Raw genomic sequence first — 20,227 nt, 5'->3', positions numbered from 1 at the left:
ATCGCGACTTCCCAAGGGAACCACTGGATGGCTTCGATCGGAACGGGTCTGTTGGTCTTCGCCGGTGCGCTGGGCACGTTGGCATTCTGGTCCCGGCAACGGCGCGCGCAACGCCTGCGCTACCTCCGCGAGACGCCGCTGCCGCCGGGTCTGTACGACAAACTACGCAAGAAACGCCCGGACATCGCCCCGGAGCACTACCTGTTCATCAACCGTGCGCTGCGCGATTTCTTCGCCGCCTATCTGCTCGGCGGCTGCAAACCGGTGTCGATGCCCTCGCAGGCCGCCGACGAGCTGTGGCACGAATTCATCCTCTACACCCGCAACTACGACCGCTTCTGCCGCCAGGCATTCGGCAAGTTCCTGCATCACACGCCAGCGGTGGTGCTGTCGCGGAACTACGACCGCAATGTCGGTTTGCGCCGGGTCTGGTGGCATGCCTGCAAGCTCGAAGGCATCGACCCGCGCAACCCGGCACGACTGCCGCTGCTGTTCGGGCTGGACGCGAAACTCGGGCTGGCCGATGGCTATCGCTATTCGCTGGATTGTCACGGCCTGCGCGACAGGAACGACAGCGGTGGCGGTGGCTGCGGTTCGCAGTGCGCCACCGACATGCGCGACTCGTCGTTCGACGGCACCACCGATGGTTTCGGCGACAGCGGCGGTGGGGATGGCGGTGACGGTGGAGGCGACGGCTGTGGCGGCGGATGTGGTGGGGATTGACCGCTTGCGTGCCGCTCAGTCCACCACGCGGCAAAACACCGCCTTCAGATAGCGGCTTTCCTGCACATCGGTCAGCCACGGATGGTCGGCGCCGGCGCCGGCGACTTTCAGCACCTGCACGGTCCGGCCTGCGTAGTAAGCAGCGCGGCGTATCGCGTCGAGGAACTGTTCCTCGCTGACCAGACCGGTGCACGAGAACGTCGCGAACAGGCCGCCGGGCTTCACGACGCCCATCGCCAGCTTGTTCATGTCGAGGTATTTCTTCAGCGCCGGAATCACCTGTTCGCGGTCGCGGGTCATCTTCGCCGGATCGAGAATGACGACATCGAACTGTTCGCCGCTGTTCGCCGCATCACGCAGCCAGGGGAAGATGTCGGCCTGCACGAAACGCGGGCGGACATGGTTCAATTTGCCGTTGGCCTTGGCGATCTCCAGCACCGCATCGTCGATGTCGATGCCGACCACTTCCGTCGCGCCGCGCGCGGCGGCATAGACCCCGAAACCGCCGGTGTTGCAGCACAGATCGAGGACGCGTTTGCCGGCGCACTGGTGCGACAACCATTCGCGGTTCTCGCGCTGGTCGGCGAAGAAGCCGGTCTTGTGCGCACCGGCGGGATCGGCGCGGAACTTGATGCCGTATTCGGTGATGATCGCCGGCGCTGCGGGCTCCGAACCGCGAAAGTCGAAGCTTTCCTGCTTCTGCACATGCTCGTCGGCGAAGGCATGGAAGCGGCAGCCGGGGAACTGTTCGCGCAGCGCGGCGTAGATCCATTCGCGGTAGCGGAACATGCCGGCACTGAAGTATTCGACGACCAGCAGATCGTCGTAGCGATCCACGACCAGCCCGCTCAAGCCGTCGCCCTCGCTGTGCACCACGCGCCAGGCGTTGCTCACCGCATCCAGCTTCAGCACATCGCGACGCAGGCTCACCGCCTCGGCGATCTTGCGCGAGAACCACGCCGCATCGACCGCGATATCCGGATCGCGCTCCAACAGGCGCAGCGAGATCCGCGAATGGCCGTTGTAGAAGCCGCGCGCGGTCCAGACGCCGTCGTTGCCGATCACATCGACCAGACTGCCCGGCTTCGGGCGCTGCACGGGCTTCTCGACCAGTTTCTGGAAAATCCACGGATGCCGGGAGGTCCAGCTGTTCTTGAGATGGATCTGCGGAAGGCTGGTCTGGGTGTTGTTTTCGTTCATGTTCGTATTGTAGTGGCGATTGACAGGCCCTTGGCTTTCACGGAGCATCGCCCGTTCTGAAGGGGAGTAGCTCCCATTCGTCGCGGTCGTCATTACGAGTTCGGGTCTTCCCGGCTCCGGCCCGGCGGCAGTCGCAAACGGCGGATCCATTGCCAGCGGCTGCGAGCGAGACCTTCGCCGCTTGGCGAAGGTCCGTCCCGTCCGACCGCATGGTCCACCATGCCCGGTCAGAAACAGACGCCCAGCCTCGCGGTTGGGCGTTTTCGTTTCCGACTGGAGAGTGATGCATGACCACTATCGGTAGTCCCTTGTTGTGGAGCGCGTTCGCAGCGCTCGTCGTTGTCGCCCTGCTGGTCGACCTGGTGCTGATGCGCCACGGCGGCCCGCACAAGGTGACGTTCAAGGAAGCGGTGTACTGGAGCATCGGCTGGATCGGTCTGGCGCTGGCCTTCAACGCCGGGCTGTGGTGGTACATCGGCGAGCAGGCCGGCGACGTCGTCGGCAACCGCGTCGCGCTGGAATTCCTCACCGGCTATCTGGTCGAGAAATCATTGGCGGTCGACAACATCTTCGTGTTCCTGATGGTGTTCACGTTCTTTTCGGTGCCGGAAGAACAGCGCCAGAAAGTGCTGATCATCGGCGTGCTCGGCGCGATCGTCCTGCGCGCGATCATGATCTTCGCCGGCGCGTTCCTGCTCGCGAAATTCCACTGGATCCTGTACGTGTTCGGCGCATTCCTGCTGCTGACCGGCATCAAGATGATGCTCGCCGCAGGCAAGGCGCCGGACCTGGAGAAGAATCCGGTGCTGAAATGGATGCGCGGCCACCTGCCGCTGACCGCCGACTATCACGGCAACCTGCTCAGCGTGATGAAGGACGGCAAGCGCTGGTACACGCCGCTGTTCGTGGTGATCGTGCTGATCGGCGTGACCGATCTGATCTTCGCGGTGGACTCGATCCCGGCGATCTTCGCGATCACCGCCGACCCCTTCATCGTGCTGACCTCGAACGTGTTCGCGGTGCTGGGCCTGCGCGCGATGTTCTTCCTGCTGGCGGGCATGGCCGATCGCTTCCATCTGCTGCCTTACGGTCTGGCGCTGGTGCTGATGTTCATCGGCGCGAAGATGCTGCTGATCGATGTCTACAAGATCCCGATCCTGTGGTCGTTGGGCGTGGTCGCGGCGACCATCGCAGCGACGATCGTGCTCAGCCTGATGCGACCGGCACGCCCGCCGGCGGCATCCTGAGCGGACGGACCGTCATGTCGCTCGACATCAACCTGTTGTGCCTGGCTGTGGGTGCCGTGGTGCTTGCAGTCGCGGCACTTCTGCGTTGGCTGACGATGACGCTCACCGGCGACGATCCGGGGTCGCTCTGGGACTGGTTTTGGGGGATTCTGGATATCCTGTCCTCGCTCTGATGACCCCGTTTACCGCCAGCGCCATTCCACAGCGTTCCAGAGCAAAGGCGCCCCGGGCCATCCGGTGGGCTTGATCGGTACCGCCATCGGCACCACAGAATCCGGATGCACCTGCACACGCCCGAAGAGCTGCCCGACACCCCCGCCCAGCGCGCCACCGATCGGCGGCGCCTGCTGCGGGCGTTGAACGCCAGTCTCGCCTTCGTACTGTTGCTGGCGGCGGTGTTCGCCCTGCAGCAGGGCGAAGACTACCGCCCGCTCACCGTCACCGCACTGAGCGCCCAGGGCCTGTGGGGCCTGCTGACCGCACCGCTGCTGCACGGCTCGGTCGAGCACATCGCCGCGAATGCCGCATCGCTGCTGCTGCTCGGCACCCTCGCCGGCAGCGTCTATCCGAAGGCGACGGTCCGTGCGCTGCCGATCCTGTGGCTGGGTTCGGGACTGGGCGCGTGGCTGCTGGGCGAGCCCGGCAGCCATCATCTCGGGGCCAGCGGCCTGACCCACGGCCTGATGTTCCTGGTGTTCATGCTCGGCCTGCTGCGCCGCGACCGGCCTTCGATCGCGGCGGCGATGATCGCGTTCTTCCTTTATGGCGGCATGCTGCTGACGGTGCTGCCGCAGGAACCGGGCGTGTCCTGGCAATCGCATCTGGGCGGGGCCGCTGGCGGCGTGCTCTCGGCGATCCTGTTCCGCTACCTCGACCCGATCCCACCGCGCAAGCAGTACAGCTGGGAGCTGGATGGCGATGCCCCGCCTGCCGACGAGGCGGAGCTTGAATTACCCCCGCCGACCGACGTGCCGGTGCTGTGGCAGCGCCCCCAGGAAGAGCGTGGGGTGGTGCTGCAGTTTCCGCCGCGCCGCCCGCCCGATGCGCCGGAATCGCACTGAACAGGCCGAGCGGCCGTGCGTTCCGACAGACGGTCGTCGCTCCAGCCGGGGTCCGGCTGCGTGGAATCGTCCTGAAGAAAGCAAAAACATCCTTGAAAACATATGGTTGAATCGAAACCGGCATGCTTCGCGTGGGCCCGATCGTATTCAGGTCCCATGGACTGCGAATGCTTTGAAAACGACACCGAAGTCCGTTAGTCTGAACGTGGGAGCTTCTGCGGCAGACTCATGGCGTCATTGGTGGGCTGCAAGCCGTCGGGACGTAGGGGCGCTTTCAGCTGTCGGGGCTCGGCAACACCGGGCGATACGAGAAAACTCGAGTTCGCCAAGGCGGTCACTCTCGCCGATGCGATTTGACTATCAGGAGAGAAGTCTTATGAACAACCGCGTGATTTCCGCGCTCGCACTTGCGGTGGCCCTTGCGTCGTCGTCGGCCGCCGTCAGCGCCCAGAGCAGCAGCAACTTCCAGCTTCCCGAGGGCTACGACCCGGCCGGCTACAACCCGGATGCTACCGGTGGTCAGCTGCCCGATGGCTACGACCCGGCCGGCAACAACTCGAACACCGCCAACGGCCAGTTGCCGGACGGCTACGACACGACCGTCAACACGACCACGGCACCCACCCTGCCGAACGATATGCAGGCGGTGGTCGACAATCTGACCCAGCAGCAGCAGGGCCAGGTGCTGGAAGGCGACGAAGGCTCGGCCTGCGAAGCCATCCTCTGCCTCTCGACCGGCAGCGCTCCCAGCGAATGCATGCCGTCGTTGCGCAAATACTTCAGCATCAATCTGAGCAAGCCGTGGAAAACCATCCAGGCGCGCATCAACTTCCTGAAGCTCTGCCCGACCGCTAGCGACACCCCGCAGATGGGCACACTGGTCGAGGCCATCGGCAATGGCGCCGGTCGCTGCGATGCCGCCACCCTGAACGCGACGCTCAGGACCTGGACGGGTATCGACGGCGAATACGAGATCAGCAACCAGATGCCCTCGTATTGCGATGCGTACTTCACCCACGAATACACCGACATCAACAATACCAAGCCGTATTACGTCGAGAAGTACGTGGAAAGCAGCTACACCGACTACGAAGGCAACACCATCTATCAATATGCAGGTGGTTATTGGGTCGATGGCGGCAGCGCAGCCGCCAAGGTCGCCGCCAACAACGGCGCGATTCCGGCCTCGAAGGATCCCGCCGCGATCGGCTTCTGAGCCGATACAACGCGAAACGATCCGGAAAAGGCGGGGGCAACCCCGCCTTTTTCATGCCCGTCTTTTCATCCGCCGGGTACTGCTGGACTCAACTCCGGTTGCCGAGTTGCCGATCATGGACCCGCGACCACAGCAACAGCGACGCCGTCGCGCCGACCAGGCACAGGAACATGTCCCACTGCGTATCCCAGACATCGCCCTGGGTGGCGAGGAACGCATCGGCGTCCGCGCCGTAGATCAACGCCGACCACCATTCGATCAGCTCGAAGAACGCGCTGAAACTCAGGCAGGCGGCCAGCACCAGATAGAACAGCCAGCCGCCGCGGCGCAATGGCGTGCAGCGCAGCATCAATTCGCGGGCGAGGATTGCCGGTACGAACCCCTGCATCAGATGGCCAACCCGGTCCCATGGGTTGCGCTCGAATCCGAAGGTGTCGCGCAGCCAGAAACCGAGCGGCGTTTCCGCATAGGTATAGGCGCCGCCGTGGATCAGCACCAGCGCGTGCGCGACCAGCAGCCAGCACAGCAATCGGGTCAGCGGAAAGCGCCGCCAGTTCAGGGCGATGATCGGAATCGCCACGATCACCCAGACCACTTCCAGAAACCAGGTCAACCGGTCCTTCGGCGCAATGCCGGACGCGATCAACGCCACTGTCACGATGACGAGCAGCAACTTGCGCTCGGGCGGAACCGGCGGCGTGGCGATGGTGTTCGCTGACATGTGGCGGCTCCCGGCGAAGGCGAAGCCACGATGTTACGTCAGCGCCGACATGCCCCGGGTCCATTGTCGGTCCCGCGCGCCGGTGCTAGCGTCCGCCATCCCTGTTCCGGAACCGACCGATGGCCCGTTTTGCCGCGTTGCTGCTGTTCGCGACCCTCGCCGCCTGCCAACGAGATGCCGAACCGGTCGGGCCGGGGCTCACCGTCTCCGCACCGCCGCCGGTCGCAAGCGCGCCACTGAATGCCGACGAGCAGCGCATCGCCGACGATGTGGGCTTTCTCGCCGACGACAGGCTCGAAGGCCGCGAGACCGGTACGCGCGGCTACGATCTCGCCGCCGAATACGCGGCGAAGCGCTTCCGCGAGATCGGGCTGCAGCCGGCCGGCGACAACGGCACGTATTTCCAGCGCGTGCCCCTGCTGAAGGCGACGCGCGAAGCCGAAGGTGCCGCGCTCACGGTGAAGCGCAACGGTCGCGAGATCGCGCTGCGCTTCCGCGAGCAGTTCCTGCCGGCGCTCGATTTCAACGCCACGGCCCACGCGATCGAAGCACCGGCGGTGTTCGTCGGTCAGGGCGTGCACGCGCCGGGCTTGAATCACGACGATTTCGCCGGGCTTGATCTGCACGGCAAGATCGCGGTGCTGTTCTCCGGTGCGCCATCGCGCTTCGACAACGATCGTCGCGCGTTCCACAGCGCCAGCCGCGAAAAACTGCGCGCGCTCGCCGAGCGTGGCGCGATCGGCGCGGTGTTCGTCAACACGCCGCAGGACGAAGCCGGTTCGCCGTGGTCGCGCAGCGCCGACAACTGGCAGCGCTCGGGCATGCGCCTGCGCGATGCCGACGGCAAGGGCATGAACACGTTTCCCGAGCTGCGCGCGGTGGCGAACGTCAGTGCCGCTGCGGCCGATCTGATCTTCGCCGATGGTCCGCAGCCTGCGGCGGCGCTGTTCAAGGCCGCGCAGGCAGGCACGCTGAAAGGCTTCGATCTGCCGGGCACGCTCACGCTGGCCGCACGCACGAAGATCGAACCGGTCGAATCGCGCAACGTGGTCGCGAGACTACCGGGCAGCGACGCGACGCTGGGCGCCGAGCACATCGTCTACACCGCGCATCTCGACCACATCGGCATCGGCGCGCCGGTCAAGGACGAAAAAGGCGTCGAGGACCGGATCTACAACGGCGCGCTCGACAACGCGCTGGGCGTTTCGATCCTGTTCGAAGCCGCGCGCATCCTGCATGCGACGAAACCCGCGCCGAAACGCTCGCTGCTGTTCGTCGCGCTGACCGCCGAGGAGAAAGGCCTGCTCGGCGCCGAATGGTTCGCGTCGCATCCGACCGTACCGGCGGCATCGCTGATCGCCAACATCAACATGGACATGCCGGTGCTGCTGGCGCCGAGCAAGGACGTGGTGCCGATCGGTATCGAGCATTCCACGCTGAAATCGACGCTGGACACCGCCGCGAAAGCAATCGGCGTGAGCCTGTCGCCCGATCCATTTCCGGAAGAAGTGGTGTTCGTGCGCAGCGACCAGTACGCCTTCATCCGCGCCGGGATTCCGGCGGTGTATCTCAGCGGCGGCACGGTGTCCGCCGATGGCGTGCGCGACCCGAACATGGCGCTGCGCAAATTCATGCGCGATCACTACCATCAGCCCAGCGACGAAGCCAGCTTGCCGATCGCCTACGGCGATGCGCTGCGGCTGGCGAAGCTCAACGCGCGCATCGGCCAGCTGGTCGGCGATGCGGCGGAGCGGCCGAAGTGGAATGTCGGGGATTTCTTCGGAGAGACCTTCGCGCCATCGAAATGATCATGGGCGGCGCGCACGGACGTTCCGCTCAACGCGGGTCGTCCGGCGCGTCGCCGTCGGGTTCGATATCCGCTTCGAACAGCTGCTCCAGCTCACTGCGCGCCTGTTTCGCGCTTTCCAGCAGCGCCGCCTCGTCGTCGTAGATCAGATGCTGGCTCGCCAGCAGCGCTTCGTCGTGTTCACGGAATTTCCGCGCGCGCTGTGTCGCCTGTTCCGGCGACATGCCCAGCGCGACCAGCACATCGCGACCCATTTCCAGGCCGGAAGCGAAGGTTTCGCGGGTCACCTCCGCGCCCATGTCCATCAACTGCCATGCGTGCCGGCGGTCGTGCGCGCGGGCGAAGATTCTCAGCGTGGGATACAGCCGGCGGACCACGCGGGTGACGCGCAGATTCGTCTCGGGGTTGTCGATGGTATTGATGAAGATGCGCGCATGAGCGGCGCCTGCGGAACGCAGCAGATCGGGGCGCGACGGATCGCCGTAGTACACGATGTTGCCGAAGCGGCGTACGAAATCCACCTGTACCGCATCGGTTTCCACCGCGACGAACGGAATCTTCTGCGCCACCAGCATGCGCGCGACGATCTGGCCGAAACGACCGAAGCCGGCGAGGATCACCTGCGGATGGCCCTCGGGGATCGGATCGAACGCGCGCTTCGGCGCGGCCTCCGGATAGGCCCGCAGCAGACGCGACGCAGCGATCATCGACAGCGGGGTCAGCGCCATCGACAGACCGACGACCGCCACCAGCCGGTTCTGCAGCACGGCATCGATGAGCTTTGCATGGGTGGCTTCAGCCAACACCACGAATGCGAATTCGCCGCCCAGCGCCAACACCACGCCGAGCTGCAGCGCTTCGCGCCAATCCAGCCGTCCGGGACGCAGACCGATACCGAAAAGCAGGATCGATTTGATCGCGAGCAGCGCCACCGTGCCGAACACCACGACCCACGGTTCGGCCGCGATCAGCTTCAGGTCGATGCTCATCCCCACGGCCATGAAGAACAGGCCCAACAGCAGGCCCTTGAACGGCTCGATCTGCGATTCGACCTCATGGCGGAATTCGGAGTCCGCCAGCAGCACGCCGGCAAGGAACGCGCCCAGCCCCATGCTCAGGCCGGCCAGCTGCATCGCCCAGCCCGCGCTGAGCACCGCGAGCAGCGCGCTGGCGGTGAGCATCTCCGGCACACCGATGCGCGCGGCAAGACGGAACAACTGCCGCAGCACATAGCGCCCGCCGATCACCACCGCGACGATCGCCGCTGCCGCCTTCAGCACCTCCTGCCACACCGGGCCGGTGCTGGCGGCGGCGACGCCGAGCAGCGGAATCGCCGCGAGCAGCGGAATGGCGGCCAGATCCTGGAACAGCAGGATCGCGAACGCGAGCCGTCCATGCGGGCTGCTGATCGCCTTGCGCTCGGACAAGAGCTGCAGACCGAACGCAGTGGACGACAGCGCAAGCGCAAGCCCGACCACCAGCGCGGCTTTCCACGTCAGGCCCAGCGCGAGCGCCAATGCCCCCAGGATCAGGCCCGACAGCGCGACCTGCAGTCCGCCGACGCCGAACACCGGCTTGCGCATCAATTTCAACCGCGCGAACGACAGCTCCAGGCCGATGACGAAGAGCATCATGACCACGCCGATCTCGCTGGCGGCCAACACCGGCTCGGGATCGCGGATCACGCGCAGACCGAACGGGCCCAGCACCACGCCCGCCGCGAGATAGCCCAGCACCGCACCCAAGCCGAAACGCTTGAACAGCGGCACCGCGATCACTGCGGCCAGCAGGAAGACCAGCGCGAGTTGCAAGCCATTGCCGTGCATGCGCACCTCCGCATTCGACCTTACCCGCAGTGCGGGGATGCCGCAATCGCGATATTCTGGACGGCATGTTCCACGTCCCGGGTCATTCCATGCGCCGTCTGCTGATCCTCTGCTTGCTGCTTGTCTGCAGTTTCGCCGTCTCCGCCGAAAATGGTCCGGGCGCTGTCCGCAAACAGATCGAGTCCGCCCTCTACGTCACCGGCACCATCGACATCACCCCGGCCGGCGACGTCGTCGCCCATACGCTCGATCAGCCGGAAAAATTGCCGAGAGGCATCGTCGACATGGCTGCCCGACTGTTGCCGCAATGGAAGTTCGAGCCTGTCGCATTGCAGGACAAGGCCCTCAGCCGCTCGAAGATGTCTCTGCTGTTCGTCGGCAGGAAACTCGACGATGGTCGGTATTCGGTGGAGTTGCGCAGTGCAGTGTTCAGCGACAACCAGGCAAACGAATCGATTCGCGTCGATCCGAGGAGCCGCAGGCTGCCCATCTATCCGATCGGCCTCGCCGATGCGGAAATTTCGGGCGCGGTGTTCCTGCTCGTGAAGATCGGCCGCGACGGAAAGGTCATCGATCTGGACGTCAGCCACGTCAATCTGCGCGTGATCGGCAGCGAGTCGGAGATGAAACAGTGGCGGAACATGTTCGCGCGGAACAGCATTGCCGCCGCCAAACGCTGGACATTCATCACGCCGACCTCGGGGCCGGATGCGGACAAACCCTTTTGGATCGGCACGCTGCCGTTCGACTATTCCATCAAAGGACAGGAACGGCCCGCCTATGGCCAATGGCAGACCTATGTCGCCGGGCCAAAAGCGGTGATCCCTTGGCAGGACGAGTCATTGATGGCCGATGGCAATACCGATGCGCTCACGCCCAACATGTTCCACGCGGCGGGCAGTGGCCGGCGTCTGCTCACGCCGCTGGCGGGCGGCTGATCGAAGTTCAACCCGCAGGAACGTCGCCGAGACTCTCCAACGCCAGCGTCACCATTCGGGCCAAGCCCTGTTCGCGTTCGGCGGCAGGCATGTGCTCGTCGCGATCGAGATGGTCGCTCACGGTCATCACCGACAGACACTGCAGGCCTTCGCGCATCGCCAGGCCATAGAGTCCGGCGGATTCCATATCGATGCCGACGATGTTGTGACGGCGCAGATGCATGAGCAGATCGGCATCGCCATCGTAGAAACAGTCGGTGCTGAAGACGTGGGCGACGCGAACGGCGACGTTCTGTCGCGCAGCGGTGTCGGCCATCGCTTTCATCAGCGCGAAATCGGCGCAGGCCGCAAGGTCGTGATCGCCGAAATGCAGGCGGTTGAAGCGCGAGTCGGTGCTGGCCGATTGCGCCAGCAGCAGGTCGCCCAACCCGACCTCGCCGACGCCGCCGCAGGTGCCGATGCGCACGATCCGGCGCACGCCGTAGACGCGCGCCAGTTCGGTGGCGTAGATCGCGCTGGACGGAATGCCCATGCCGCTGCCCATCACCGAAATACGTTGCCCGCGATAACGACCGGTATAGCCGAGCATGTTGCGGCGCGCGTTGAATTCCACCGCATCGTCCAGGAATGTGCGGGCGATATGGCGCGCACGTAAAGGATCGCCGGGAAAGAGCACGGTGTCGGCGATGGCGCCGGGTTCGGCTTCGATATGCGGTGTACTCATGGACGTTCGGAACCGTGCGGGACTGTGTCGGTGAGAAAACAGCGGCCCGCCGCCAACGGCGGCAGTCCGAGATGGGTGGCGAAGCCCTGGCCGATATCGGCGAAAGACGCGCGTCGGCCGACGCAGCGCGCGCGCAGCGCCGGACCCCAGGCGAGCAGCGGTATGGTTTCGCGGGTGTGGTCGTTGCCGGGCCAGGTCGGGTCGCAGCCGTGATCGGCGCTGAGCACCAGCAGATCGTCGCGACCCAGCGCGCGCAGCAATTCGGGCAGACGCGCGTCGAAGGCTTCCAGCGCCGCGCCATAGCCGAGCGCATCGCGACGGTGCCCGTAGACGCTGTCGAAATCGACGAAATTGGTCGCGATCAACGCGCCGTCGCCGGCCTGCGCGAGCGCATCGAGGGTCGCGTCGAACAGCGCGTCGTGACCGTAAGCGGGCAACGTCCGCGACACGCCGCGATGCGCGAAGATGTCGCCGATCTTGCCGACCGCGATGGTCTCGCCGCCTGCGGCCTGCACGGCGTCGAACAGGGTCGGCGCGGGCGGCGGCAGGGCGTAATCGCGGCGATGTCCGGTGCGGACGAAGCCGACCTCCGGCGTACCGATGAAAGGCCGCGCGATCACCCGGCCGATGTCGTATGGCGCCAGCAGGCGTCGCGCGACGATGCACACCTCGTACAGCCGCTGCAGCCCGAACGACGTCTCGTGCGCGGCGATCTGCAGCACCGAGTCGGCCGAGGTGTAGACGATCGGTTTGCCGCTGGCCATGTGTTCCGCGCCGAGCCTTGCGATGATCTCGGTGCCGGAGGCGTGACAGTCGCCGAGTAAGCCGGGCAGATCAGCGTCATCGATCAATGCACGCAGCAATTCGGGCGGAAAGCTGCGCTCGAGATCCGGGAACAGCCCGAACGCGCGGTCGAGCACGACGCCTGCGGTTTCCCAGTGTCCCGACGGCGTGTCTTTGCCGCAGGCGCGCTCGACGGCATAGCCCCAACAGCTGTCCGGGAGCGGCAGATCGTTGAACCCGGCAGCGGGACGGCCGCGCGCCAGAGCATGCGCCTGCGGCAGACCGAGGCGCGTGAGCGTCGGCAGCCGCAGCGGCCCGCGCGGCGCTTCCGCACAGGCGGCGGCGATGTGGCCGAAGGTGTCGGCGCCGGCATCGCCGTAGGCGGCGGCATCGGGCGCCGCGCCCAGGCCCAGCGAATCCATCACCACCCAGAGCGCGCGACTCACGGCGACATCCACCGGGTCATGGCGCTGCCGCCTGTAAGGCGGCGAGTTCGTCGAACAATGCGCTGGCGCCGATGCGGAAGCGCTGCGGCGATATCCAGTCCGCACCGAGGCGCGCATCGGCCAGTGCGAGATAATCCGCCGCCGCCGCGAGCGTGCGAATGCCGCCTGCGGCCTTGAATCCGCAGCGCCCACCGGCCGCGGCGATCTCGTCGAGCATGATCGCCGCCGCTTCCGGCGTGGCGTTGACGCCGACTTTGCCGGTCGAGGTCTTCAGGAAATCGACGCCGGCATCGAGCCCGATGCGGCAGGCCTCGCGGATGCGTTCGGGCGTCGCCAGTGCACCGCTTTCGATGATCAGCTTCAGCAGCACGCCATCGCCGCAGGAGGCGCGGCAGGCATCGACGCAGATGCGCGCCAGCGCCGCATCGCCCGCGAGCAGCGCGCGGTACGGCAGCACCATGTCGATCTCGTCGGCGCCGGCAGCGATCGCGCGCCGGGTTTCGCGCGCGATCCGCGCGGCGTCGCTGCCGCCATCGGGGAAATTCACCACTGTCGCAACCTTCGCAGACGTGTCGCCGAGGGCTTCGCGCACCGTGGTGACGTGTTCTGGATACACGCACAGCGCCGCCGGCAGACCAGACGGCAGCCGCGCGCGGGCGCAGAGCGCGCGGATCGTTTCGGGGGTGTCGTCCTCGCCGAGGCTGGTCAGATCGAGCAACGGCAACAGACGCGCGGCCAACACGGAAGACGAAAGCAGGGTTGCGGACACGGGGCGGCCTCGACAGCGGCGATCTGCGGAAGCGGCCAGCCTAGGGATGCGGATCGTCCGCCGCCTTGACCTGCGGCAAAACGCGGGCAGGAAATGCCTGCCCGCGTGCCGTGTCAGTCGGCAACGACCACCTTCCACGCGCCGGCGCCGGTCTGCATCCAGTCGATCTCCACCGGCAGGAATGTCTCGATCAGCCGCGCGTTGCTGCGCAGGTGGTCGCTGATCGCGGGCACCGTGAAGCATCCGCCGCCGGCCAATGCCATCGGCAGCAGCAACTGGTCGGACAGGTGCTCGTCGACGCAGGCGTCGCTGCGCAGATAGGCGTCGGCCTCGTCGGCCAGACGTTCCGCGACTTTTTCCGAACTCACCCCACGCTCGCCGTGGCCGGTGAAGGTTTCGGCATGATGTTCGTGACGCACGCGCAGCAGCAATGCGTTGCCGGGACCGATCGACGGCCGCACCTGGCGCAGATGCAGCGCGGTGACGGGCAGCGCAAAACGCGCGGCAAGGGTTTGCAGCTCGCGCTGGCCGATGCTCGACGAAAGCCCCGACATCAACGCGACCGCTTCGATCGACTGCAGTGCGCCGCGTTCGATGAATTCGGCGCGTCGCAGCGTCGTGGCCGGGTTCACGGTCGCATGCAGGAGGCCGCCGCCTGCGGGAAAGAAGCCCGGGCGTTCGAGTTCGATCGAGGCATCGATGCCGATCCGCTGCAACGCCGGCAGATAGGCGTCGGCGATGAAATCCGCGCTCGGCGCCAGCGGATTGTGGGTGCCGCCTTCCAGCCGCAGACGCGACGGCGCAGTGCAGCGCCACAGCGGCGGCAGCAAGGTCTGCAGCACCAGCATCGCCGAACCGGCGCTGCCGGTGGCGAAGGCGTAATCGCCCGGCGACACCGCGCCCGGCTCGAAGCGCAGCGTGGTCGCGCCGAGCGCGGCGCCGTGGGTACGGGCATCGCCGATCTGCGCTGCGGCGTTGACCGCAGTCAGATGCTGGCGCATCAGCCCCGGCCGCGAACGCTTCGCGCGGATCTGCTGCATCGTGAAGCCGATCCCGGTGCACAGGCTGAGGCTCAGCGCGGTGCGCAGCAGCTGGCCGCCACCGGCTGAGCCGTCGATCTCGATCATGTCCATCGTCTGTCTTCTGTCGTGATGCTCTGTCATGAGGCGTTTTCATGAAGCTCGGGCGGACATCGCTGTCCGCCCGGTTCGATTGTCGTAACGGCGTGTATCGGACTCAGCCCTTCACGCACACCACCTGTCGCAGCGTATGCACGATCTCGACCAGATCCTTCTGCGCCTCCATCACCGCGTCGATCGACTTGTACGCAGCCGGAGACTCGTCGACAACATCCGCGTCCTTGCGGCATTCCACGTGCGCGGTGGCGGCGATGTGATCGTCCAGGCTGATCATCTTCTTCGCCTGGGTGCGGCTCATCACGCGGCCGGCACCGTGGCTGCAGCTGCAGAAGCTGTCCTCGTTGCCGAGGCCGCGCACGATGAAACTCTTCGCGCCCATGCTGCCCGGAATGATGCCCAGCTCGCCCTTGCGCGCGCTCACCGCACCCTTGCGGGTCACCAGCACGTTCTTGCCGAAGTGGTGCTCGCGGTTGACGTAGTTGTGGTGGCAGTTCACCGCCTCGGCCTGGGCCTCGAACGGCTTGGCGATGATCTTGCGCACCGCTTCCACCACGTGACGCATCATGATCTCGCGATTGATGCGCGCATAGCGCTGGGCCCAGTCGACCGCGAACACGTAATCACCGTAATACTGGCTGCCTTCCGGCAGATACGCGAGATCCTGATCGGGCAGATTGATCATCCAGCGGCGCATTTCCTCCTTCGCCAGCGTGATGAAATGCGTACCGATGGCGTTGCCGACGCCGCGCGATCCGGAGTGCAGCATGAACCACACGCGCTGGTCTTCGTCGAGACAGATCTCGATGAAGTGGTTGCCGGTACCGAGCGTGCCGAGATGCTTGAGGTTGTTGGTGTTCTTCAGGCGCGGATGGCGTTCGCAGATCTTCTCGAAATCGGCGACCAGCTGCGACCAGCCTTCGACGGCCAGCGCGGGCGCGTTCTCCCATGCGCCCTTGTCGCGGGCGTGGCGTTCGGCGGTGCGACCGTGCGGGACGGCGCGCTCGATCGCGCTGCGGATCTCGGACAGATTGTCCGGCAAGTCGCTCGCGACCAGCGTGGTGCGCGTCGCGATCATGCCGCAGCCGATATCCACGCCGACCGCCGCCGGGACGATCGCACCAATGGTCGGCACCACCGAACCCACGGTCGCGCCCTTGCCCAGATGCACGTCGGGCATCACCGCGATCCAGCGGTGGATGAAGGGCAGCCTGGCGATGTTCTGGAGCTGCTTGCGGGCCTCGTCTTCCAGCGGCACGCCGCGGGTCCAGAGCTTGATCGGCACTGCGCCCTGTTCCTGGATGACATCGTAGTGATGGGTGGTCATGGTGAATTCTCGCATGTGGACATGCATCTGAAAGTGGTGCGACGACAAGGATGGCGGGACTCTGCGAAACGGCGCTTCCGCCCCGCAACGCAGTGGGACTTGAACCCAACTCCCGAAGGAGGAACCTGTATTCCCGCCGGCATTCGCCGCGAAACAGTGGAAACGGTGTGGATCGCCGACCGCGACAAAAATGATGGAACGATTTTCAAGCTCTACCAGACTGAGCTACCGTCTTGCGACGGGCGGGATTCGAACCCGCGACCGTGAAATCCTGTAGTTCCATCGGCATTCGCAGCCGGCGAAGGTGAAAAGATCAAGCTTCTTCGATGCAGCGCACCGAGGACGGACGGATGAACGCTTTCTTCCCGGAATCCAGCAGGATCACGAGCATCAGCCCCCAGTCCCCGAGCGGCGACTGGCCGAGCTTGGGGTCGGTGGTGCCCAGAATCCTGACATCCATGAACTTGCGTCCGTCGGACATGAACAGGTTGTGCCTGCGATCGGGAACGATCGTTTCATCGAGGTAAGGCAGCATTTTTTCGCGCGCTTCGCGCTGCCGCTTCACGCTCAGCTTCGACGAAACGATGCCGTAGACGATCAACACCAGCATCACGATGACGATGATGGCCCAGATTTCGGACACGTTGTTGCCTCCATTGCAGCGCATGATCGTGTACTCCCGACAAGATGGCGACGATTCGAATCAAAGCCATCGGTGATTGCGACAAAAGTGGGAAAACATCCTGCTCTAACCAACTGAGCTACCGCCGCACGGATTCGCGGCGGGCGGGACTCGAACCCGCGACCTGGACCGTGACAGGGTGTAGTTTTCCCTGCATTCGCAACCACCGACAGCACAACAACAAACACGTCTCCCCTTGCCCGACCGGCCCCATTGCCGGCCGGGCATTGAACGACGTCTAGAACTCGATGCTCGCGATCTTCTCGACCCAGCGCTTCGCGCCGGAACCTTCCGCCGCGAAATTCGCGATCAGATCGAACACCGCATCGCTGAACCCGCCGACATGGAGCACATCGTTGCGCTCGACCGTTTGACCGGTCGCCACCGGCTGCAGATCGATGCACACCAGCTTCGCCTGCGGACAGCGCGCTTTGATCGTCTCCCACTGGCGCATGGTTTCGGTGGCGCCGGTTTTACGGGTATCGCGCCAACTTTCGTTGTCGGACACCAGCACCAGCAGATCGACCTTTGCTTTCTCGCGGCTCAACGCCGCAAGCGGCGCGCTGACGCTGGTACCACCGCCGCACAATGCCGCCAGCTGTCGCGCTTGCGTCATCACGCTGTCGCGCGGATTGAGTCGCAGCGCGCGCACTTCGGTATCGAACGGCAGCACGCGCGCATCCGGATGGGTGCGCTGGATGCAGGCCGCGATCAGCGCCGCCACATCCACGCAGCGCGTGGTCGTGGTCGCGCCCTTGCGATGACCGGTCACCGGCGAGGCCATCGAACCCGACACGTCCACCGCCACAACGACCTCGCCCTCCAACTTCGGCACGTTGCGGGTCGCGATTTCCATCGCATCCTGCAGCGCCGCACCGATCGCGTTCGGCAGCTTGGAGGTCGCCTGGAATGCGGTCAGAAGCTGATACGGAAACACGCGGGCACGGCGAATCGATTCGGGATGACGCAGACGCTCGGCGATCATGGCGACCGCCTTGGCATCCTCGAACACGCCGTTGCGCGCGAACGTGTTGAGGTTCATGCGCAGCGACTGCCACGAAGCGCGGCGTGCCAGCGCCGTCCACTGCGTCGCATTCAACGACAACGACGTGAAGTACTGGAACGGCAGTGCCGGCAACTCACCCTGTGCATCACACTTGAATGCTTCGTAAGCACGCAGCATCTCCGGCAGCTTCGCTTCGTCGTACGGCTTTCCGATCACCCATGCGTACAGCGCTTCGCGCTCGGCATCGGCCGGCTTCGGATGCACCATCCTGATCACGTCCGCCAACGACGGATCGTTGCCGATCGCGGCGTTGACGAGTTGATCGACCGATGCGTGCTGCAACCACTCGCGCACCAAGCGCTTCGGCAGCGAACCCAGCGACTTGCGGCCGACGCAACCGCTGCGCAGGATCTGCACGACATTGCGGAGCAGGCGACCGTTGTCGACCACGCGCGGAAATGCAGCGGCGAAGACGTCGCGATCGCGCAGCGACAGGCTGGCCAGCAACAGCGCCGGCATGTCCTTCATGTGCGCGGACTGCCGGGCGTAGATCGCGGTCTGCGCGACGAAGCGCGGTTCCACTTCGGCGCACAGCTTCAACACCGTCGCCAACTGCTGCTCGGCGTTGGCGTAGTAGGTGCCGTTGAGGCAACCCGTCGCCGCGTACAGCGCCAGCGCCGCCTGCGGCTTGCGGGCATAGGCGAGGCCGCCGGCCTCGTTGCGGGTGGTCGCGGCCGGCAGCAGCGTGCCGCGGGTGGATGCGAAGAGCGTGGTGTTGGCCATGATCGATGCCTTGGGGAATGCCCGTTGGGTTCGAGCTGTGTATTGCAATGGCCGTGCCAACCTGCTTGGCACTCGTTTATCTTGTTGTTTTTATTGTGTTTTCTATGAATTTCACGATTCTCATCGATCAGATTTTCGATATAAAGATATAATTGGATCTAAGTTTTTATCTGGATGGATCATGCGCAGGCAACAGGTCGTCTTCGGCATGCTCGGCACCACGCTCGACAGCGGCAGAGGACCCGGGCGCTGGGAAAAATGGCGGCCGACGGTCTCCCTCGGCATGCACGAGGACTTCCTCGTCGACCGGCTCGAACTGCTGGTGGACGAACGCCGTTACCTGCGGCTCGCCGAAGTCGTGACCGAGGATGTCGTGCAGGTCTCGCCGGAAACCACCGTGCATCGCAGCGACACGTATCTCGCCGATCCATGGGACTTCGAGGGCGTGTACGCGACGCTCCACGATTTCCTGCGCGGCTATGCGTTCAGACCCGAGGACGAGGATTACTACATCCACATCACCACCGGCTCGCATGTCGCGCAGATCTGCTGGTTCCTGCTCGCCGAAAGCCGGCATTTCCCCGGCCGCCTGCTGCAGACCTCGCCGCCGCGCAAACAGGAGCGCGGCGCAGCCGGCAGTTACGCGGTGATCGATCTGGACCTCTCGCGCTACGACCGGATCGCGCAGCGTTTCCAGCAACAGCAGCTGGAGGACCGCGCGCTGCTGAAGAACGGGATCGCCACGCGCAACGCGGCGTTCAACCGCATGATCGAGCAGATCGAAACCGTCGCGACGCGCTCGAAAGCACCGATGCTGCTGATGGGCCCGACCGGCGCCGGCAAGAGCCAGCTCGCGAAACGCGTGTTCGAGTTGAAGAAGCTCAAGCATCAATTGCCCGGACGTTTCGTCGAGGTGAACTGCGCCACGCTGCGCGGCGACGGCGCGATGAGCGCGCTGTTCGGCCATGTCAAAGGCGCGTATACCGGCGCCGGCAGCGACCGTGCCGGCTTCCTGCGTTCGGCGCATCAGGGGCTGTTGTTTCTCGACGAGATCGGCGAACTCGGCCTCGACGAACAGGCCTTGCTGCTGCGTGCGCTGGAAGAGAAGCGTTTCCCGCCGGTGGGCAGCGACAAGGAGGTCGAAAGCGATTTCCAGTTGATCGCCGGCACCAACCGCGATCTGCAGACTGCGGTATCACAAGGGCGCTTCCGCGACGATCTCCTCGCGCGCCTCAATCTGTGGACGTATCGCCTGCCCGGCCTGTCGGAGCGCGTCGAGGACATCGAACCCAATCTCGATTTCGAGCTCGAGCGCTGGAGCCGCGACCAGCACCAGCGCGTCGCCTTCAATCGCGAAGCGCGGACGCGGTTTCTCGCTTTCGCGACCAGGCCCGAAGCGCGCTGGACCGGGAATTTCCGCGATCTCGGCGCATCGGTGATGCGGATGGCGACGCTGGCGAACGCCGGGCGCATCCAGGTCGAATCGGTCGACGAGGAGATCGCGCGCCTGCGTGGGCTGTGGCGCGAAAGCGGCACCCAGTCGCCGCTCGACACGCTGCTCGGCGAACGCATCGATGCGCTCGATCGCTTCGATCGCGTGCAGTTGGAAGAGGTCGTCCGCGTCTGCGCACGGGCTAAATCGCTGTCGGATGCGGGCCGCGCGTTGTTCGCGGTATCGCGTACGCAGCGCAGCAGCACCAACGATGCCGACCGGCTGCGCAAATACCTCGCGCGTTTCGATCTGGACTGGGATCAGGTGCGCAGCGCGGGGCGCGACAAGTGAAAGGCCGCGGCGCCGGCCCGCCATTTCGCGCACACTGGCCGCATCCCAC

The 20,227-nt window shown here is 65.2% G+C and carries 18 protein-coding genes; 8 read left to right on the top strand and 10 right to left on the bottom strand.

Annotation, left to right across the window (positions count from 1 at the left end; genetic code table 11):
- Positions 1-27 precede the first annotated feature (27 nt).
- Positions 28-723 (top strand): hypothetical protein, encoded by a 696-nt coding sequence (locus HOP03_08435; GenBank protein NOT88197.1) that lies wholly within the window; start codon positions 28-30, stop codon positions 721-723.
- Between the two features lie 15 nt (positions 724-738).
- Here HOP03_08435 and HOP03_08430 read toward each other — a convergent pair whose 3' ends face one another.
- Positions 739-1,923 (bottom strand): class I SAM-dependent rRNA methyltransferase, encoded by a 1,185-nt coding sequence (locus HOP03_08430; GenBank protein NOT88196.1) that lies wholly within the window; start codon positions 1,921-1,923, stop codon positions 739-741.
- Between the two features lie 287 nt (positions 1,924-2,210).
- Here HOP03_08430 and HOP03_08425 point away from each other — a divergent pair, with 287 nt between their 5' ends.
- From HOP03_08425 to HOP03_08410, 4 genes are all read left to right on the top strand, one after another.
- Positions 2,211-3,170 (top strand): TerC family protein, encoded by a 960-nt coding sequence (locus HOP03_08425; GenBank protein NOT88195.1) that lies wholly within the window; start codon positions 2,211-2,213, stop codon positions 3,168-3,170.
- Between the two features lie 14 nt (positions 3,171-3,184).
- Complete coding sequence (locus HOP03_08420) at positions 3,185-3,343, top strand: hypothetical protein (protein ID NOT88194.1); 159 nt, start codon at positions 3,185-3,187, stop codon at positions 3,341-3,343.
- Positions 3,344-3,448: 105 nt separating this feature from the next.
- Positions 3,449-4,231, top strand: coding sequence for a rhomboid family intramembrane serine protease (locus HOP03_08415; GenBank protein ID NOT88193.1), 783 nt, complete (start codon positions 3,449-3,451; stop codon positions 4,229-4,231).
- A 637-nt stretch (positions 4,232-4,868) separates the two neighbouring features.
- A complete protein-coding gene (locus tag HOP03_08410) occupies positions 4,869-5,447 on the top strand; it encodes a conjugal transfer protein TrbM (GenBank protein NOT88192.1) in 579 nt (192 codons plus the stop codon).
- An 88-nt stretch (positions 5,448-5,535) separates the two neighbouring features.
- Here the strand turns inward: HOP03_08410 and HOP03_08405 are convergent, their stop codons facing one another.
- Positions 5,536-6,168 carry a DUF2238 domain-containing protein gene (locus HOP03_08405; GenBank protein NOT88191.1) on the bottom strand — a complete coding sequence of 211 codons (633 nt, stop codon included), beginning with the start codon at positions 6,166-6,168 and terminating at the stop codon, positions 5,536-5,538.
- 119 nt (positions 6,169-6,287) lie between these two features.
- Here HOP03_08405 and HOP03_08400 point away from each other — a divergent pair, with 119 nt between their 5' ends.
- Positions 6,288-7,976 (top strand): M28 family peptidase, encoded by a 1,689-nt coding sequence (locus tag HOP03_08400; protein NOT88190.1) that lies wholly within the window; start codon positions 6,288-6,290, stop codon positions 7,974-7,976.
- 28 nt (positions 7,977-8,004) lie between these two features.
- Here the strand turns inward: HOP03_08400 and HOP03_08395 are convergent, their stop codons facing one another.
- Positions 8,005-9,801, bottom strand: coding sequence for a glutathione-regulated potassium-efflux system protein KefB (locus HOP03_08395; GenBank protein ID NOT88189.1), 1,797 nt, complete (start codon positions 9,799-9,801; stop codon positions 8,005-8,007).
- Between the two features lie 89 nt (positions 9,802-9,890).
- Between HOP03_08395 and HOP03_08390 the strand changes: the two genes are divergently transcribed.
- The gene (locus HOP03_08390) at positions 9,891-10,739 is read left to right on the top strand and encodes a protein tonB (GenBank protein NOT88188.1); all 849 of its coding nucleotides are present in this window, start codon (positions 9,891-9,893) and stop codon (positions 10,737-10,739) included.
- A gap of 7 nt (positions 10,740-10,746) precedes the next feature.
- Here the strand turns inward: HOP03_08390 and deoD are convergent, their stop codons facing one another.
- The 7 genes from deoD to HOP03_08355 all read right to left on the bottom strand — a co-directional run bounded on the left by deoD (position 10,747) and on the right by HOP03_08355 (position 18,395).
- Positions 10,747-11,463, bottom strand: coding sequence for a purine-nucleoside phosphorylase (gene deoD, locus HOP03_08385; protein NOT88187.1), 717 nt, complete (start codon positions 11,461-11,463; stop codon positions 10,747-10,749).
- Positions 11,460-12,692 (bottom strand): phosphopentomutase, encoded by a 1,233-nt coding sequence (locus HOP03_08380; GenBank protein ID NOT88186.1) that lies wholly within the window; start codon positions 12,690-12,692, stop codon positions 11,460-11,462. The genes deoD and HOP03_08380 overlap by 4 nt, the downstream gene beginning before the upstream one ends.
- Positions 12,693-12,708: 16 nt before the next feature.
- Positions 12,709-13,461 carry a deoxyribose-phosphate aldolase gene (deoC, locus tag HOP03_08375; GenBank protein NOT88185.1) on the bottom strand — a complete coding sequence of 251 codons (753 nt, stop codon included), beginning with the start codon at positions 13,459-13,461 and terminating at the stop codon, positions 12,709-12,711.
- A 113-nt stretch (positions 13,462-13,574) separates the two neighbouring features.
- Positions 13,575-14,594 (bottom strand): RNA 3'-terminal phosphate cyclase, encoded by a 1,020-nt coding sequence (locus HOP03_08370; GenBank protein ID NOT88184.1) that lies wholly within the window; start codon positions 14,592-14,594, stop codon positions 13,575-13,577.
- Positions 14,595-14,697: 103 nt separating this feature from the next.
- Positions 14,698-15,924: an RtcB family protein gene (locus tag HOP03_08365; GenBank protein NOT88183.1), complete on the bottom strand. Its 1,227-nt coding sequence runs from the start codon at positions 15,922-15,924 to the stop codon at positions 14,698-14,700.
- A 313-nt stretch (positions 15,925-16,237) separates the two neighbouring features.
- Positions 16,238-16,567 carry a hypothetical protein gene (locus tag HOP03_08360; protein NOT88182.1) on the bottom strand — a complete coding sequence of 110 codons (330 nt, stop codon included), beginning with the start codon at positions 16,565-16,567 and terminating at the stop codon, positions 16,238-16,240.
- 277 nt (positions 16,568-16,844) lie between these two features.
- Positions 16,845-18,395: a TROVE domain-containing protein gene (locus HOP03_08355; GenBank protein ID NOT88181.1), complete on the bottom strand. Its 1,551-nt coding sequence runs from the start codon at positions 18,393-18,395 to the stop codon at positions 16,845-16,847.
- Positions 18,396-18,576: 181 nt separating this feature from the next.
- Between HOP03_08355 and HOP03_08350 the strand changes: the two genes are divergently transcribed.
- Positions 18,577-20,178, top strand: a complete 1,602-nt coding sequence (locus tag HOP03_08350; GenBank protein ID NOT88180.1) for a sigma 54-interacting transcriptional regulator — start codon at positions 18,577-18,579, stop codon at positions 20,176-20,178.
- The last annotated feature ends 49 nt before the right edge of the window (positions 20,179-20,227 follow it).

Origin of the sequence: Lysobacter sp., from assembly GCA_013141175.1 — a bacterium.
In the GTDB taxonomy this organism is placed as follows: domain Bacteria; phylum Pseudomonadota; class Gammaproteobacteria; order Xanthomonadales; family Xanthomonadaceae; genus Lysobacter_I.
Note: the sequence above shows the minus strand (reverse complement) of the source record. Positions and strands in the feature narration are given on the sequence as shown.

What these genes read in the sequence shown, in the direction of transcription:
- HOP03_08435 (NOT88197.1), top strand. Translation starts at nt 28, where the DNA reads ATGGCTTCGATCGGAACGGGTCTGTTGGTCTTCGCCGGTGCGCTGGGC.
- HOP03_08430 (NOT88196.1), bottom strand. Translation starts at nt 1,923, where the DNA reads ATGAACGAAAACAACACCCAGACCAGCCTTCCGCAGATCCATCTCAAG.
- HOP03_08425 (NOT88195.1), top strand. Translation starts at nt 2,211, where the DNA reads ATGACCACTATCGGTAGTCCCTTGTTGTGGAGCGCGTTCGCAGCGCTC.
- HOP03_08420 (NOT88194.1), top strand. Translation starts at nt 3,185, where the DNA reads ATGTCGCTCGACATCAACCTGTTGTGCCTGGCTGTGGGTGCCGTGGTG.
- HOP03_08415 (NOT88193.1), top strand. Translation starts at nt 3,449, where the DNA reads ATGCACCTGCACACGCCCGAAGAGCTGCCCGACACCCCCGCCCAGCGC.
- HOP03_08410 (NOT88192.1), top strand. Translation starts at nt 4,869, where the DNA reads ATGCAGGCGGTGGTCGACAATCTGACCCAGCAGCAGCAGGGCCAGGTG.
- HOP03_08405 (NOT88191.1), bottom strand. Translation starts at nt 6,168, where the DNA reads ATGTCAGCGAACACCATCGCCACGCCGCCGGTTCCGCCCGAGCGCAAG.
- HOP03_08400 (NOT88190.1), top strand. Translation starts at nt 6,288, where the DNA reads ATGGCCCGTTTTGCCGCGTTGCTGCTGTTCGCGACCCTCGCCGCCTGC.
- HOP03_08395 (NOT88189.1), bottom strand. Translation starts at nt 9,801, where the DNA reads ATGCACGGCAATGGCTTGCAACTCGCGCTGGTCTTCCTGCTGGCCGCA.
- HOP03_08390 (NOT88188.1), top strand. Translation starts at nt 9,891, where the DNA reads ATGCGCCGTCTGCTGATCCTCTGCTTGCTGCTTGTCTGCAGTTTCGCC.
- deoD (NOT88187.1), bottom strand. Translation starts at nt 11,463, where the DNA reads ATGAGTACACCGCATATCGAAGCCGAACCCGGCGCCATCGCCGACACC.
- HOP03_08370 (NOT88184.1), bottom strand. Translation starts at nt 14,594, where the DNA reads ATGGACATGATCGAGATCGACGGCTCAGCCGGTGGCGGCCAGCTGCTG.
- HOP03_08365 (NOT88183.1), bottom strand. Translation starts at nt 15,924, where the DNA reads ATGACCACCCATCACTACGATGTCATCCAGGAACAGGGCGCAGTGCCG.
- HOP03_08355 (NOT88181.1), bottom strand. Translation starts at nt 18,395, where the DNA reads ATGGCCAACACCACGCTCTTCGCATCCACCCGCGGCACGCTGCTGCCG.
- HOP03_08350 (NOT88180.1), top strand. Translation starts at nt 18,577, where the DNA reads ATGCGCAGGCAACAGGTCGTCTTCGGCATGCTCGGCACCACGCTCGAC.